The organism is Planktotalea sp. (genome assembly GCF_049680325.1).
GTDB lineage: Bacteria > Pseudomonadota > Alphaproteobacteria > Rhodobacterales > Rhodobacteraceae > Planktotalea.
This window is the reverse complement of sequence record NZ_JBAUHO010000204.1, coordinates 1-15,107: the sequence shown is the minus strand read 5'-3', so window position 1 is coordinate 15,107 and position 15,107 is coordinate 1. Positions and strand designations below refer to the sequence as shown.

Genomic DNA, 15,107 nt, shown 5'->3' with positions numbered 1-15,107 from the left:
ACCACCAACGATGATCCCTAGTGCATACGGTAACAGTAAAATGACGAAAGCTATATCCCAAAGCCCAACTTCAGACGGTTTGCGAAAGTGGTGCTGAAGACGTCCATCAAGGTCTTGACGTTCAACTTCGAGCTGATCGTCTATAAATTTCTTGTAGCCGTCTCGATCACGAATTGCTCTTACAACATCAGAGAAATACAGCATTGTTAGTGCTGCGACTATGAACAGCACAAAGATACTTAACCAATTAAACCCTGAAAAATAATAGATTAGTATAAACAGGGCCAAAAACATGATTGGTCCACGAAAAACCAAAATCAATCTTAAGATAGAACTGTAGAACTTCGTGGGTAACTGCAACAAGTGATACAAGACAAAGCCGTAGCCCAATATCCAGATACCGCTTCTCACAAGTGAAGGTAGATCTACAATTACGAAAATCTCATCTACACCAAAATGCTTTAGGTATGCTCTTTGACTTGAGTACGAAAAAATATATATCGAAACAGAAAGCAAACCTAATAACAGGGCTTCACTCTTTAAGTTTTCTGCCTTCAAAAAGTTCGAGAAAGGTTTTTCTTCACTCATCAGCATTCTCGCAGGTTAGATTATAGAAATATTCTCGAATCAAAACACAACTACTTGGCGAATATTAGTCATCATCTTCAGAGCTGCCAACAAAAAGGCTCAAGTTTCAAAAATGGATACCAAGAACAACTAAGCACGGCTACAATTATCGAGGTTTGTGAACTCACAAAAGTTTCAATTCCCTTGGCGATGAAAGCCCTCCCAGGGTCAGGCGTGGTCCCGCTCAACGCGCGGTGGGGTAACTTAGCATTAGGACATAAACCCCAAACTCCCCCTCGGTTAACCACTGAAATCAGGATCACGACTCGCCCACAAAGCGAGCGCCGATCATCTTGCGCAAGACGACGCGGTCAACAGCCGCCAGAGCGAGCAAGGGGATTAAAACACCCCGAAACCTTCGAACGATCCGCTTCATGGCGGCCGCCACTTTTAGAATTCACATGTTCAGGGTCAAATAGCGGCAGGGCAAACGCCCTCAGCCGCCGTTTGTGCGTGCCTCGATGATCGCCACGGCCTGCGCCACGGCGTCCTCGATACTCAGATCAGAGGTATCAATCAGAACCGCGTCCTGCGCAGGCTTCAGCGGTGCCTCGACACGTTCCATATCGCGCGCATCGCGGGCCTGAACATCGGCCAGCACCTCTGCGCGCGTCGATGGATCGCCCTTGGCATTCAATTCCAGAAACCGCCGCTCTGCGCGCACCTCCGGCGAGGCGGTCACGAATAATTTCACCCGCGCATCAGGGCAGATCACCGTACCGATATCGCGCCCGTCCAGCACCGCGCCGCCAGAGCGCGCCGCAAAGGCGCGTTGGAAATCCACAAGCGCAGCACGCACCTGCGGGATCACCGCCACGCGGCTCGCCGCTTGTGCAACATCCGGCGTGCGCAGGCCCTCTGCATCAAGGTCTTCAGCGACCAAAGCCAACGCTGCCTCAATCGGTTCAACGCCGAGCAACGTCTTGGCCCCGACCGCGCGATACAAAAGCCCCGTATCCAAATGGGCGAACCCGAAATGCGCGGCAACGGCTTTGGACAATGTGCCTTTGCCAGCCGCCGCAGGCCCGTCGATTGCGATTGCAAATCCGTTCATCGTGTTTTGCCCCGCTCCAACACCCAAAAGATCACCAAAGTCAGCAAAGCCACCCCGAGCACGCTATACTTGAGGATCGTCGCCTCATTGGCAAATCGCACGGCAATATCGAACCCCTCTTCAATGCGCAGTTTCTTCAGAAAGGTATTCTCGGTCAGGTCGGCAACCAGATAGGCCAGCGGCAAAAGCGCATATAGCCCGATGATTACCCCGTTCCGACGTGGACGGATATGGCGAAACAGGATCACCAGCGATACTGCCAGCAAAGGCGGGAACAGCGTATCAAGCCAACGGAACACACCGAAAAAGATGCGCTGCCCGTCTTCGCCAATCGCCTCCAGAAAGCCACGCGCTTGCCCCGCCGTATATCCCGTCATGCGCAAATCCAGCGCAGCACTGTCACCAAATGGCGCGCCAAAGGCAAACACTTGCAAGACGTTCAGCGCCGCGAACAGGCCAAGCGCCGCAAACAGCACATATCGGGCCCGACGCGGCAGCGACGTCATCGGTTGCTCCGCGTGATCTTGGCCCCCAGCTGCTCCATAAGCGGCTCGAAAATCGGGAAGGACGTGGCGATCGGACCAGCGTCGTCCACATGTACTGGCTCTTGCGTGCTCATCCCAAGGACAAGAAACGACATCGCGATGCGGTGATCCAGGTGGCTGGCACAAAGACCGCCACCCTTTACGCCGCCCATGCCGCGCCCCTGCACGATCCACCAGTCAGGACCGTCCTCCACCTCGACCCCGTTGGCACGAAGCCCCGTTGCCATCGCGTCAATGCGATCGCTTTCCTTGACGCGCAACTCTTTGACGCCGCGCATCACAGTTGGCCCGTTCGCATTCGCGGCCACAACCGACAACACGGGGTATTCATCAATCATCGACGCCGCACGCTCTGGCGGCACTTCGATACCCTTCATGTCCGGCGAATAGCGCGCGCGCAGGTCCGCCATCGGCTCACCGCCCTCGATGCGCTGGTTTTCATAGGTCAGGTCCGCCCCCATGTCGCGCAGCGTTTCGAACAGCCCCGCGCGCGTCGGGTTCAAGCCGATGTTCGGCACCAGCACGTCGCTGCCTTCAGTAATCAACGCAGCACACACAGGAAACGCCGCCGAGGATGGATCACGCGGCACAGTAATCACTTGCGGCTTAAGCTCGGGCTGACCCGTCAAGGTAATGACGCGGCCCTCGTCAGTTTGCTCAACCGTCAGCTCTGCGCCAAAACCTTGCAACATACGCTCTGTGTGATCGCGCGTTGCTTCCTTCTCGATCACCACCGTTTGGCCCGGCGCATTCAGACCCGCCAAAAGCACAGCCGACTTGACCTGCGCCGAGGGCACAGGGGTGACGTAGCGCACGGGCACCGGCTCTTTCGCGCCAATGATCGTCATTGGCAAACGGCCGCCCTCACGCCCGACAGCAACAGTCCCGAACAGGGCCAAAGGATCAGTGACGCGCGCCATGGGGCGTCCATTCAGGCTCGCATCTCCTGTGAAGGTCGCCACAATCGGCGTCGTCGCCATTGCGCCCATGATAAGGCGCACGCCTGTACCGGAATTCCCGCAATCAATCACGTTTTCAGGCTCGGCAAAACCGCCAACACCAACCCCGTGAACAGACCACTCGCCGCCGCCATGATCCGTGACCTCGGCTCCGAATGCGCGCATGGCCTTGCCCGTGTCCAGAACATCCTCGCCCTCAAGCAGCCCGTAAATACGGGTCTCGCCAACAGCCATCGCGCCCAGAATGAGCGAGCGATGCGAAATCGACTTATCCCCGGGAACATCTGCACGCCCTGTCAAAGGACCGCATTTGGAAGAGGACATCGGAACGGGAGTGCCATGAGAGGACATGCGCAAATCTTTCTTCAAAATCGAGTTAACGCCCCTGATAGCGCAAGCAATTTAGCCCGTCCATCACATGGCCCTTCATCTTGCCAAATAAACTCCGGGGGAGTCTTGGCCCCGCCAAGACGGGGGAGACGGGGGCTGGCCCCCTTTTTGCAAGCAGCGTGAGTTCATGAACGCTATTTACGTATAAACGTAAGATAATGCGGGGTTCGACCTTCGCGTAGCGCCTTTTGCTCGTAGCGCGTCGAAATCCAATCGCTCCACGGGGTTTTCCAGTCTGCGGCGCATGTCGCCGTCCACTCGAAACCCGCGCGCGGCACCTCTTGCAAAGTCTGGCGCACGTAATCCTCAATGTCAGTCGCGACGCGCAATTCAGCGCCGCTGTGCATGACCTGCGCCAAGGCTTCCAGATGCTCGGGCGTCACAAAACGCCGGCGATGATGGCGCTTCTTCGGCCATGGGTCGGGGTAGTTCAGGAACGCCTTGGACACCGATCCATCCGGCAGGACATCAAACACATCGCGCACGTCGCCGGGATGTACCAGCAAATTGGGCACATCGGCTTCGCGAATTTTGCCAAGCAGCATCGCAACGCCGTTGATATAGGGCTCTGCACCGATGATACCTACATCGGGGTTTTCCGCCGCCTGATGCACCAAATGCTCACCGCCGCCAAAGCCGATTTCAAGCCATAAAGGCTTGTCACCAAACAGCGCTTTCAAATCAAGCTTCACGCGCTCGGGATTGGTTTCCCAATCCACGCCATTCAGCGAAAGCTCTTCCAGATCTTCCGCAAGATAGACCTGTTGCTTGCCGCGAAGCGTGTGGCCTTTGAAGCGGCCATAAAAATTGCGCCACGGCGCGCCGGAGGGATGTTTTGTCTCTGTCATGGCGCGCCTTTAGCGCGCTCGTGCGATCTTGTCGAGCAATGCCGCAAGGCCGACAGGATCAGCAAAGAACGGCGAATGCGAGGTTTGCATCTCGTGACGGTCTATTGCAGGAATGCGCTGCGCCATCTCTGTCTGGAATTCAGGCGGGATCGTGCGATCATCCGCGCAGCGGATATAGGACTTTGCAACACCCTCGTAATTTGCACCAAGCGCCAGCTTTGTCACTTGCGGCAGGTTCGCTTGCGGCACGATGTTTGCTTCGGCAAAGGCAACCGCTTCGTCAGGGCAGTCGTGATAAAACGTCTCGCGTGCCAGCCCCTTTTTCGGCGACCAACTTAGACGGTCTTCACTCATCTCGATCGCATCCAGCAATGGCTGGCGTGCCTGCATCTTGCGCATATCGACTAAAGAGCTGCCCGAGATCGGCGCATACGCACATAAGTAAATCAGCCGCGCAATCTTGCTTGGCTGCGCCTGCGCCGCCGCGGCAATCGGAAAGCCGGCCATGGAATGCCCAACCAAATGAACAGGCGCTTCAATCGCGTTCAAAATGGCATCACGGTAAAGATCGAGCGTCACGTCGGCTATCGGCGTCTTATCCGCCCCGTGGCTTGGCAGATCAATCGCCCGAACGCGATGCCCCAAGCCTTCCAGCGCGGGAACCACATCGCGCCAGCACCACGCCCCATGGCAAGAACCATGGACCAAAAGAAACTCAGCCATCCTTGCCGTGACCGATACTATCGAGAAAACGCATCAGGTGTTTCGCATATAAATCAGGCTGCTCGACGCAGGGCAAATGCCCGGCCTTTCGGATCAACTCAAACCCGGACCCCGGGATCAGCCCCATCAATTCACGCACCATATCGGGCGGGGTCGAGCCATCCTCAGAACCTGCAATCCCCATCGCTGGCAGGCGCAGCCCAGAGGTCGGCGTCATCATATCGGTGTTCGAAATCGCGGCCATACAGGCGTTATATCCAACGGGCGATTGGCGCACCAACATGTTGCGCCACATCTGAAGTTCGGGACTGTCACGGAAGGCTTTGGAAAACCAACGCTCCATCGTGGCATCGGCCACGGATTCAATACCGGCAGCCTTGACGCCTTCAATCCGCTCGTTCCACATATCAGCATTGCCGATCTTCGCGCCCGTGTTGGACAGAACTATCCCGCGGATCAGATCAAGGCGCTTCACGGCCAGGCCCTGCGCAATCATTCCGCCCATCGAAAGGCCAACAAAAACCGCATCGCTCGCGCCCACATGGTCCATCAAACGCTCTGTATCCGTGATGAGCGCACCCATGCCATATGGCCCCTCCGGGCAGGACGACAGCCCGTGTCCGCGCGTATCATAGCGAATGTAACGCAGGCCCGTCTTTGGCATCCTTTCCAGAACGAAATCCCAAAGCCGCAAATCCGTACCAAGCGAGTTGGAAAACACCACGGGTGCCCCGTTCGGGTCACCATCCTCGCGCCAATGAAGCTGCGCATCCCCTGCATCAAACCAGTTCATCATTCTTCTCCCAAGGCCAGATGCACCATGATTTGCCCATGATCCGAGGCCAGTTTGTTATACGGCGCTTCAGGGTGGCTGCCGTCGGTCAAATGATCGTTCAGCACACTGAAATATTCCATTTCACCCAGCGTTCCACCTGCTTCGGGTACAAAATGGCGCGACATGTAAATTTGATCGATACTCTCGTAAACACCGCCAAAGGCAGATGTGAAAACCATATCACGCAAGGACTTTTTCACAAAAAGCTTTTCGGCAGAATGCAGCCGTACCGCGCCAATCGCCTCCTGGATACGCTCGTTTTCTTCGCGCGAATAACGATCGTTGGACGCTTTGGCATTGTGGCGCAGCATCCATGAGTAATTCTTGAATGGCACCTCACCTGCGATAATCTCGCTGCTCACCGCATGTTCGCTATCGTTGAAATCACCCATCACGATCACGGGACGACCTGCGTGCAACTCAGCAACGATATGACTGCGCAGCACCCATGCCTCGGCCATGCGCCGCAATGCGGCCCGCGCCGACCCCAGCGCGCGGCCAACAGGATCGTAATTGGCCAAGTCACTTTCAGGTGCGAATTCCGCGCCTTCGGGGCGCACAAATTCACCAAGCTTGGATTTCAGATGACAGTTGAACACCGTCACCACATCGCGCCCCATCGGAACGCGTGCCTTTAAGATGGGTCGCGAAAGCCGTGAAATACGGTAATGCCCGCCATCATCGCCGCCCATATCCTGAAACGGAATATCCAAAGGTTCAGGCAATTCCTGAATGATCTCGGGCGTTCCCTCAAAGCCAAAGCGCGACAGGATCGCAACGCCGGGGCGACGATGCCCGGCTGCACCATCATTGGCATTGGGCGCAAACGCCAGCGCTGCATCGCGATAGCCGGTGTAACTCAGCTTGCGAAAAATCGCCCTTTTGCGATACCGCTTGGATTGATCGGGGATCACATCCTCGTTGCTTTCTGCGCCCATTTCATCTGCTTCAGCAATGACATCTCGCAGGGCTTTTTCTTCGAAAATCTCTTGAAAACCGACGACATCCGCATCCATCGTGACGATCTGATCGGCCAGCCAGGCTTCTTTCCAGGCATGTTCTTCCCGGGTGTATATCTGAAACTTGTAGTATTCCTTTTCCGCACCAATCAGGTTTTTGACGTTAAAGCTCGCAATCGTTACCCGTTTCATCGCTACCTACTCCAAAGTCGCCAAAGCGCGCGCAAAGACCGCCTTGTCCACATTCCCGCCAGAGGCAGTGACGATCACCGTGTCCGACGTCAAATCATTGCCATGGAACAAGGCCGCCGCCAGCGCCACCGCACCGCCCGGTTCAATCACGACGCGCAAACGTTCAAAGGCCAAACCCATTGCGCGCAGGACCTCGTCTTCGCTTACTGCAAAACCAGCTCCGCAGAGGCGTTTCATGATCGGGAACGTCAAATCCCCCGGTTGCGGCGTGATAATGGCATCGCAGATCGACCCCGTCAGCGCATTGTTACGCTGGATCGCCCCCGCGCTCAAAGAACGGGCCACATCGTCAAATCCGACCGGTTCCGCCGTGCGCACGTTGAACGTTGGCGCATCCGCCTCCAGCGCCATGGAAATGCCAGAGGTCAAACCGCCGCCGCCGCAACAGGTGATGACCTCTGCTTGCGCGATGCCTGTCTCGGCAGCCTGTTCCGCGATTTCCAATCCGCAAGTGCCCTGACCCGCGATAACGAGTGGATCATCGAAAGGCTTAATCAATGTCAGGCCGCGCTCGGTAGACAGTTTCGCACCGATCACGTCACGATCTTCACTGCCCCGATCATAGAGCACCACCTCCGCGCCCAGCGCCTTGGTGTTCTCGATCTTAACGCGCGGCGCATCCTCGGGCATGATGACAACCGATGACGTGCCATGCATCTTCGCGGCCAGTGCCACCCCCTGCGCATGATTGCCGCTGGAAAACGCAATCACACCCTTGGCGCGTTTGTCAGCCTCCATGCCAGAAAGCGCCGACCAGCCGCCGCGAAACTTGAAGCTGCCCGTGTGTTGCAGGCACTCGGCCTTCACAAAAACCTTGCGCCCTGCGATTTCGTCCAGGAAGGGCGATGACAAAAGCGGCGTGCGCCGCACAACGCCCTGGCCGCGCGCATAGGCCGCGCGTATCATTTCAATGTTCATTTCATCTCTCCAATCCACGCCTGCAGAACGCTTACCGCTTCTGGCTCATCCAGAAATGGCACATGGGCGCGATCCGGCACAACGACGCCGCGCGCAGCTGGCAATCGACGCAGCATGTCTTCATAGGTGTCTTGCGTCAGCAGGTCGGAATTGCCCCCGCGAATAATCGCGACGGGCAAGCCGCTTAACGCCTCCAACCAAGGCCAAAGGTCCGGCACGGCGGCATGGCTACTTGCCTCAACCGCATCGCGCAGTTTGGGATCGTAGCTTAGTTCCAGACCATCATCGGTTTGCACAAAGAATTTGGCGACCTCTTCTTCCCAGCGGCGCATCGGCACATTCGGGAACATATGGCGCAACACATGCGCGCGCGCACTTGCGGCTTCTGCGAGCGTCAGCGCTTTTGGTTTCACACCAAGATAGGTCATGATCGCCTCAAGCCCGCTCGCATCCAGCACTGGCCCGACATCATTGATTGCAACGCCGATCAGGCGCGCCTTCAACGTTGCGGCCAGTCCCATCGCAATCAAGCCACCGCGCGACGTGCCAAGCACAGCAGCCTTCTCCAACCCGAGATGATCCAGCAATTCCACCGCATCCTGCGCCTCGCGCAGGATGTTATAGGTGTTGAAATCTTCTGCCCAATCGGACTGCCCACGCCCACGGTAATCAAGCCGGATAACCCGGCAACCTTTGAGGTGGGGCAGCACATAATCAAAATCGCGGCTGTCACGCGTCAGACCGGACAGGCAAAGGATCGGCAGGCCGGTGCCTTCATCTTCATAGAACAGGGAAAGGCCATCGGAGGTTTCAAATCGGGGCATCAAAGACCTGCGAGTTTGGGGATTTCAGTGAGATCGCTCAGCACATGCTGCGGCTCTGCAAAGAGACGGTCCATCGGCTCGCCCGCGCGGTTGACCCATGCCGTTTCAAAACCGAAACCGCTTGCCGCCGCTGCATCCCAGCCATTGGATGAGACGAAAAGAACCTCGTCAGCGGCGCACTTGAAGCGATCCAGAACCAACTGATAGACGCGCGCATCCGGCTTGAACACGCCCACATCTTCGACCGAAAGGACTGCGTCCAGATAGGTTTCTATGCAGGCGGATTCCACCGCCCCTTCCAGCATGGCAGGCGAGCCGTTCGACAGGATCGCGGTCTGCAAGCCCCCTGTTTTCAACGTGGCCAACATCATTGGCACTTCGCGGTAGGCGGCAAGTTCCCAATATAGCGCCAAGAGCCGCTCGCGCAGCTCCATGTCACCATCCAGCCCCGTACGTTCAAGCGCCCAATCAAGGCCATTTTCGGTGACCGTCCAGAAATCAATATAGTTGTCGCTGACAGCGCGTAGCCAAGAGTAGCTTAGTTGCTTTTGACGCCAGAACTCTGCCAGCTCGCCAGCTTTCGCAGCCAAGGCTTCGCGGCCCGGTTCCGCAGCCGCGATACGCGCAGCGGCACCAACATCGAAAAGTGTGCCATAGGCATCAAATACGCAAACTTTTATCGGCATGAACGCCCCCATTTTGCGCCACCATGGCGCGCGCTGTTTAGGGGGGCAAGGTACTTGCGCTAGATTTTCAACAAAACCGCGCCGTTGCGCCCCGCCGTCATAACGCGTTCATGCGCTGTAGCGGCGTTTTCCAGCGGCATGATCTCGTGAACCGCAGGCGTCAACGCGCCTTCGGTCAGTGCCTTGTGCAACGCGGCAATCGCAGCGGCGCGCGGGGCCGCTTCAAGGATATAGACAAGCACGATATCAATGGTGATTGCTTTGAACAGCAACGGCCCGAACGGCAACGTCGGGGCCATGTCGATCTGCGAGCCATAGGCCGCAATCACCCCATTCGCGCGCATCACCTCAGCCAAAAGGGCGGCATTTGCGCCAAACTCGACTTCGACCGCGCGATCCACGCCGCGACCCTTTATGAGCTCCAGGATTTGCGCCGCCAAGTCAGGGGCGCGGTAATCAAGCACATGATCCGCCCCCGCCGCCTTCACCCGCTCAAAGCCACTTGGAGAGGCCGTCGCAATAACCGTCGCACCGCCCCATTTCGCCAATTGCACCGCGTTATGTCCAACCGCGCCAGCGCCGCCCGAAACCAGCAATATTTGCCCGGTGACATCACCGCCACCAAATACCGCATGCGCCGCCGTGAGGCCGGGAATTCCCAGCGTTGCGCCTGCCTCTAGTGACACCTCGTCGGGCAAAGCCACCGCCTGTTCAGACGGGACAACAATCGCCTCGGCGGCTGTTCCAAAGGCGCGCTGCCATTGCCCGTTCCAGATCCAGACCCGCTGGCCAATGCGCGCGCTATCAACACCAGCGCCAACCGCATCAATAACGCCTGAACCATCGGAATGGGGAACCACCAGATCAAACGCGGGCTTGAAAACCCCTGGCCGCGAACCTGAACGCGCTTTCGCATCGGAGGGGTTCACGCCTGAATAGGCCAGTTTTACACGAACCTCGCCAGCGGCGGGTTCAGGCAATGCGATGTCATGCAGGGCAAGAACATCGCCCGCTGAACCGAATTCGGAATACCCAATCGCGCGCATATCGTGTCCTTATTTTTGTGCGGTGAAACCCGTTTCCGCGTCGCAGAAGGGCTCGAATTGAAGTCTAAGAATATCATCTGCAAAGCTTAAAACACCGATCTCGGGCGCGTCATGTGCGGGGGTGAAGCCCTCCCAATCCCAAGCAGGCACGGGAGGTGGAGCCTGATAGAGCACGGCACGGATCGAGGCAAAAGGCAAACCCTGCGTCACGCCTTGCATGTGACGATGCACATGGCCGAACAAAAGCTGGCGCACATTCGGCGCGGCGGCGAGCAGGTCGATCAGCTCTTTACCTCTGTCGATACGGCTGGGGTCCAACATTGGATAGCCCAAGGCTAGCGGTGGATGGTGGCAAAACACCAATGTCGGGGTTTGTGTGTCGCGGGCCAGCTCGGCCGCGAGCCAGTCACGGCGCGCGGTGCAGAAAGATCCGTTGCCGCTGTTTTCCGTCAGCGTATCGAGGCAGATCAGGCGCAACCCATCAATCGTCACTGCGTATTGGATAAAGCCGCTTTGCACATTGGGGGGCAAAGGCAAGGCGCTTGAAAACGCATCGCGCGCATCGTGATTCCCTGTCATTGGCAGGTACCGCACACCCAAACCCTGCAAGCGTTGCGCAAGCTCTTGGTAATTCTGCGCGCTCGGCTCATCCACCATATCGCCAGAAATGACACAGAGATCGGCGTCAGAATGAATGCGTGCAACGTAATCAATCAGCGCGCCCAAACGAGCACGCGGATCATAGCCGAATTGAGTGCCCGTAGACGTGAAATGCAGATCGCTAAACCAAAGCAGTTTGACCATCAGGCCCTGCGCAAACGGATCACAACATCGACCTTGGCAATTTCCATGCCCTCGGGCGCGTCGGGCAGCGCTGCGATCACCAGATCCTCGGCACGCGCATCGCTTAAGCGACCTTCGTCTTCCCAATAGAAATGCGGGTGATCGTGGATATTAGTGTCAAAATAGCTCTTTGAACCGTCGACGGTGATTTCTTGCACAAGCCCCACATCGCAAAACGCGCGCAGCGTATTGTAAACGGTTGCCAGCGAAACGCTTTCACCATGAATTTTGGCGGAAGCAAACAGACCCTCTGCCGTGACATGGCGGTTCTTACCGTCACCCACCAGCAAATCAGCCAGGGCAAGGCGTTGCCGTGTCGGGCGCAAGCCTGCACCTGAAAGCCAGTCAGCGGCGCGTTCTTGGGATGTCGGCTGTGTCATCACTCGTCCTTGTGTATCTGCCCGCTATATAAGCGTGAATGCAGAGCGTTTTCAATTCCCAGATGTGAGGCCTTGTAAATCCGCTCTCTTGCACGTTTCCTTGTGGCGATGTTAGACCTAGGAAAACACGCGATATACTGGAGCCATCATGTCCAATTTCCCCAGCAGCTTTGACAAAGACGACTTGCTGAAATGCGCACGCGGAGAGCTGTTCGGAGAGGGCAACGCCCAGCTTCCAGCCCCGCCCATGTTGATGATGGACCGTATCACCGATTGCTCTGGCGACGGCGGCGCGCATGGCAAGGGTCATATCGTGGCAGAGTTCGATATCACGCCTGATCTGTGGTTCTTTGACTGCCACTTCCCCGGCAACCCGATCATGCCCGGCTGTCTTGGCCTTGATGGTCTTTGGCAATTGACCGGCTTTAATTTGGGTTGGCGCGGCTGGCAGGGTCGCGGCTATGCGCTTGGGGTTGGCGAAGTGAAACTCAAAGGCATGGTGCGCCCCGATCGCAAAATGCTGACGTATAAGATCGACTTCACCAAGGCGATTCAGACACGTCGTTTGACCATGGGCGTCGCTGACGGGATCGTCGAAGCGGACGGTGAGGTGATTTACGAGGTGACTGGGATGAAGGTGGCGCTGAGCGAGAGTTGAGCCGTTCCGCGTCTTGGCCATTTGTCAGCCAAGACGCGGGATGTTTCGCATCAGGTTAGACTTACTTTTCTAGATTCCTGTGCCTTCAAAAAACGCCTGTCGCTGTTTTTTCTTGACGTAGGTCCAAGCGACAAAACGGCTGACCTTCTGACCCTGCGCCATTTCTACGATTTCAACATCAGCAACTTTCGCTTTCCTCAGAATTCGTTGAAGCGGAAACAAGTTGTCCTTTTTTGACACCAATGACGTGAACCACACACACTGATCCGCAAAAGCGCGGCTTTGCTCGATCATGTTTGCAATGAACTTTATCTCGCCCCCCGGGCACCAAAGTTCTGCATTTTGCCCCCCGAAGTTAAGCTTGCTCGACGGGTCTTTCCCAAGGTTCTTCCATTTTCTCTGCGTGCCTTTGTTGGCTTGATCCACAGAGGCATGAAAAGGCGGATTGCACAGAGTTACGTGAAAAAGGTCTTGTGGTTCTATCACCCCTCGAAAGGTGTCTTCCGGTGTGTTTTGCCGCCGCAGGTCAATCTTCAGCTTATTGTTGTCGCATATCTGTTGTGCAGATTTTAGCGCACCCGGGTCTATGTCGGCACCTGTGAAGTGCCAGCCGTATTCGCGTTGACCGATAAGTGGATAAACCAGGCTGGCACCGGTCCCGATGTCCAAGGCTTTGATAGCGTCGCCCTTTGGAATACCCTTCGCGTTATCACGCGCAAGCAAATCTGCAAGGTAATGGACATAATCGGCCCGTCCAGGAATCGGCGGACATAAATAGTTCGCGGGAATGTCCCAAAAACCTATTTCATAGTGGGTCTTTAATAATGCGCAATTTAGCATTCGAACCGCATCAGGGTTTTTGAAATCAATCGTCTCAGCGCCAGCAGGATTGCTTATGACATACGCATCAAGCCCTGGCACTTGCGCCACCAAGCGGTCAAAATCATAGCCTTCGCGATGTTGATTGCGTGGGTGCAGGAGTGTTTTGATCGCCATGTGATACCTTTGATACGTTCAGGACACGACGCGGGCCAAACCATCTTGATCCCAAAAAAGCAATTCAAAACCCTATGCTAGTCCTTCCTGATCCGCGCCCCGCTCTTATCGGCGAAGGCTGCCAAGCGCGCCCTTGCATCTGGCTGCGTGTTCACAACACCCGCAACAACCGATTCCGCGTAGGCCGCATCCATGGCCGACATATTCTGCATGTGGCTGACCGCCGAACAGATCGCGAAGTTGGACAGCGGCAGGTTCTCAGCCGCGCGGCGTGCCAGTTCCATTGCTTTGTCAAAGACGGACCCTTCCACACGGTATTGCGCAAGGCCGACCTTTTCAGCCTCCTCGCCCGAATAGACGCGCCCCATAAGCATCATGTCGATCATTCGCGATTTACCAACTAGATCCGTCACGCGGATCGTGGCGCCGCCGCCTGTGAACAAGCCGCGCTGGCCCTCGGGCAGAGCGAAGTACGTGGTGTCGTTCATCACCCGCACATGGGCAGAGCTGGCCAGTTCCAACCCGCCGCCAACCACAGCGCCCTGCAACGCCGCGATGATGGGAACACCGCCATATTCCATTTTGTTGAATGCCTCGTGCCAGCGCAGGCACAGATGCATGAATTCGGCCGGACTGCGATCTTCGTCGTGATGTTCAACCAGATCCAGACCCGCGCAGAAATGATCCCCCGCGCCTGCCAGCACAATCGCTCGAACCCCGGCGCGCGGCGCGACAGAAAAGAAATCAACCAACTCTTCCACCGTGCCACTATCCAGCGCATTACGCTTGCTCGGGCGGTTCAGGGTTACAACCCAAACGCCGTTTTCACGTTCTTCCACCGCGAGGTTGCTAAAGCGGGTGATATCAATCTGAACAGTCATGGTGCGGCCCCTTGCTAAACTTGTGTTATGATTTGGGTAGCTGCTCCAAATCAGTGGCACAAGAATAGAGAAATGCAGGGACGCACCGTCACTTTGAAAGCAGCGCGTGCGCGCGGCTTTATTTAACGGCTAGCCCCGCCATATCCGGCAAACGCCCCTGCACCGCCCAACCGGTTTTATCCGCAGCATCTTCGGTGATGGCGAGCGTCAGTGTGTTCTCGCCTGCGCTTAGAGGCAGATACACACTGTCCCAATAGCCAACCGTGCCAAGGAAACGATAGTCGCGCATCGTGTATCTGTCCGAGGCAGCAAACAGCAAATTGCCATTCAAATAGACCCGCACATCGTCACTAAAGCCAAAATCGAACGCACGGGTGCCCGTTTCCTCTGCGGTGATTGTGACCTGTGCAAAGACCGTGTCCTTGCCCGCTTCAACGCCTTGCAATCGCGCCAGATTGACCAAGCCTGACGCCTCTGCCTCAAGCGCGTGGTAGGTCGCATTCTGCGCCATATCGCCAAGCTCGGTCTTGCCCGCCAGCACTGCGCCATCAAAAGCATCCGAGACCTGCCATTGCGAAATCGTCCCCTCTGCGGCAGGTTCAGCCATGATTGGCTTTCCCGCCAACGCGACGCTTTCGGCGGGTGTCACGTTAATGTTGGATACCCACGCAGGCCCCCCAAGA

Annotated in this window: 18 protein-coding genes; 1 reads left to right on the top strand and 17 read right to left on the bottom strand. The window is 56.6% G+C overall.

What is annotated here, in order from left to right:
- The 14 genes from WBC85_RS09210 to irrA all read right to left on the bottom strand — a co-directional run.
- On the bottom strand, positions 1–588 hold a 588-nt coding region (locus WBC85_RS09210; protein WP_424435688.1), incomplete at its 3' end, for a hypothetical protein.
- Positions 589–1,063: 475 nt separating this feature from the next.
- Positions 1,064–1,681 carry a (d)CMP kinase gene (locus tag WBC85_RS09205; RefSeq protein ID WP_424435685.1) on the bottom strand — a complete coding sequence of 206 codons (618 nt, stop codon included), beginning with the start codon at positions 1,679–1,681 and terminating at the stop codon, positions 1,064–1,066.
- A complete protein-coding gene (locus tag WBC85_RS09200; protein ID WP_424435682.1) occupies positions 1,678–2,187 on the bottom strand; it encodes a hypothetical protein in 510 nt (169 codons plus the stop codon). The genes WBC85_RS09205 and WBC85_RS09200 overlap by 4 nt, the downstream gene beginning before the upstream one ends.
- The gene (gene aroA / locus WBC85_RS09195) at positions 2,184–3,536 is read right to left on the bottom strand and encodes a 3-phosphoshikimate 1-carboxyvinyltransferase (protein WP_424435679.1); all 1,353 of its coding nucleotides are present in this window, start codon (positions 3,534–3,536) and stop codon (positions 2,184–2,186) included. Before aroA ends, WBC85_RS09200 begins: the two co-directional genes overlap by 4 nt.
- A 173-nt stretch (positions 3,537–3,709) precedes the next feature.
- Entirely contained in the window at positions 3,710–4,423 is a 714-nt protein-coding gene (gene trmB, locus WBC85_RS09190; protein WP_424435676.1) for a tRNA (guanosine(46)-N7)-methyltransferase TrmB, read from the bottom strand.
- Positions 4,424–4,432: 9 nt separating this feature from the next.
- Complete coding sequence (locus tag WBC85_RS09185; protein ID WP_424435673.1) at positions 4,433–5,146, bottom strand: alpha/beta fold hydrolase; 714 nt, start codon at positions 5,144–5,146, stop codon at positions 4,433–4,435.
- Positions 5,139–5,939 carry a 3-oxoadipate enol-lactonase gene (pcaD, locus tag WBC85_RS09180; protein ID WP_424435670.1) on the bottom strand — a complete coding sequence of 267 codons (801 nt, stop codon included), beginning with the start codon at positions 5,937–5,939 and terminating at the stop codon, positions 5,139–5,141. Before pcaD ends, WBC85_RS09185 begins: the two co-directional genes overlap by 8 nt.
- Complete coding sequence (locus WBC85_RS09175) at positions 5,939–7,132, bottom strand: endonuclease/exonuclease/phosphatase family protein (RefSeq protein ID WP_424435667.1); 1,194 nt, start codon at positions 7,130–7,132, stop codon at positions 5,939–5,941. Before WBC85_RS09175 ends, pcaD begins: the two co-directional genes overlap by 1 nt.
- A 6-nt stretch (positions 7,133–7,138) precedes the next feature.
- On the bottom strand, positions 7,139–8,110 hold the full coding sequence (locus WBC85_RS09170) for a threonine ammonia-lyase (protein ID WP_424435664.1): 972 nt from the start codon (positions 8,108–8,110) through the stop codon (positions 7,139–7,141).
- Positions 8,107–8,934, bottom strand: coding sequence for an alpha/beta fold hydrolase (locus WBC85_RS09165; RefSeq protein ID WP_424435661.1), 828 nt, complete (start codon positions 8,932–8,934; stop codon positions 8,107–8,109). The genes WBC85_RS09170 and WBC85_RS09165 overlap by 4 nt, the downstream gene beginning before the upstream one ends.
- Positions 8,934–9,620 carry a haloacid dehalogenase type II gene (locus WBC85_RS09160; protein WP_424435658.1) on the bottom strand — a complete coding sequence of 229 codons (687 nt, stop codon included), beginning with the start codon at positions 9,618–9,620 and terminating at the stop codon, positions 8,934–8,936. Before WBC85_RS09160 ends, WBC85_RS09165 begins: the two co-directional genes overlap by 1 nt.
- A gap of 59 nt (positions 9,621–9,679) precedes the next feature.
- Positions 9,680–10,666: an NADPH:quinone reductase gene (locus WBC85_RS09155; RefSeq protein WP_424435655.1), complete on the bottom strand. Its 987-nt coding sequence runs from the start codon at positions 10,664–10,666 to the stop codon at positions 9,680–9,682.
- 9 nt (positions 10,667–10,675) lie between these two features.
- Complete coding sequence (locus WBC85_RS09150) at positions 10,676–11,470, bottom strand: metallophosphoesterase (RefSeq protein ID WP_424435652.1); 795 nt, start codon at positions 11,468–11,470, stop codon at positions 10,676–10,678.
- Positions 11,470–11,889: an iron response transcriptional regulator IrrA gene (gene irrA / locus WBC85_RS09145; protein ID WP_424435649.1), complete on the bottom strand. Its 420-nt coding sequence runs from the start codon at positions 11,887–11,889 to the stop codon at positions 11,470–11,472. The genes WBC85_RS09150 and irrA overlap by 1 nt, the downstream gene beginning before the upstream one ends.
- A 148-nt stretch (positions 11,890–12,037) precedes the next feature.
- On the opposite strand from irrA, the gene fabA reads away from it, so the two are divergent.
- Positions 12,038–12,547: a bifunctional 3-hydroxydecanoyl-ACP dehydratase/trans-2-decenoyl-ACP isomerase gene (gene fabA / locus WBC85_RS09140; RefSeq protein WP_424435646.1), complete on the top strand. Its 510-nt coding sequence runs from the start codon at positions 12,038–12,040 to the stop codon at positions 12,545–12,547.
- A 69-nt stretch (positions 12,548–12,616) separates the two neighbouring features.
- Here fabA and rlmF read toward each other — a convergent pair whose 3' ends face one another.
- The 3 genes from rlmF to WBC85_RS09125 all read right to left on the bottom strand — a co-directional run.
- Positions 12,617–13,543, bottom strand: coding sequence for a 23S rRNA (adenine(1618)-N(6))-methyltransferase RlmF (gene rlmF, locus WBC85_RS09135; RefSeq protein WP_424435643.1), 927 nt, complete (start codon positions 13,541–13,543; stop codon positions 12,617–12,619).
- Between the two features lie 77 nt (positions 13,544–13,620).
- Positions 13,621–14,424, bottom strand: coding sequence for a crotonase/enoyl-CoA hydratase family protein (locus WBC85_RS09130; RefSeq protein WP_424435641.1), 804 nt, complete (start codon positions 14,422–14,424; stop codon positions 13,621–13,623).
- Between the two features lie 118 nt (positions 14,425–14,542).
- Positions 14,543–15,107, bottom strand: a 565-nt coding sequence (locus WBC85_RS09125) for a hypothetical protein (RefSeq protein ID WP_424435638.1), incomplete at its 5' end; no start/stop codon positions are given.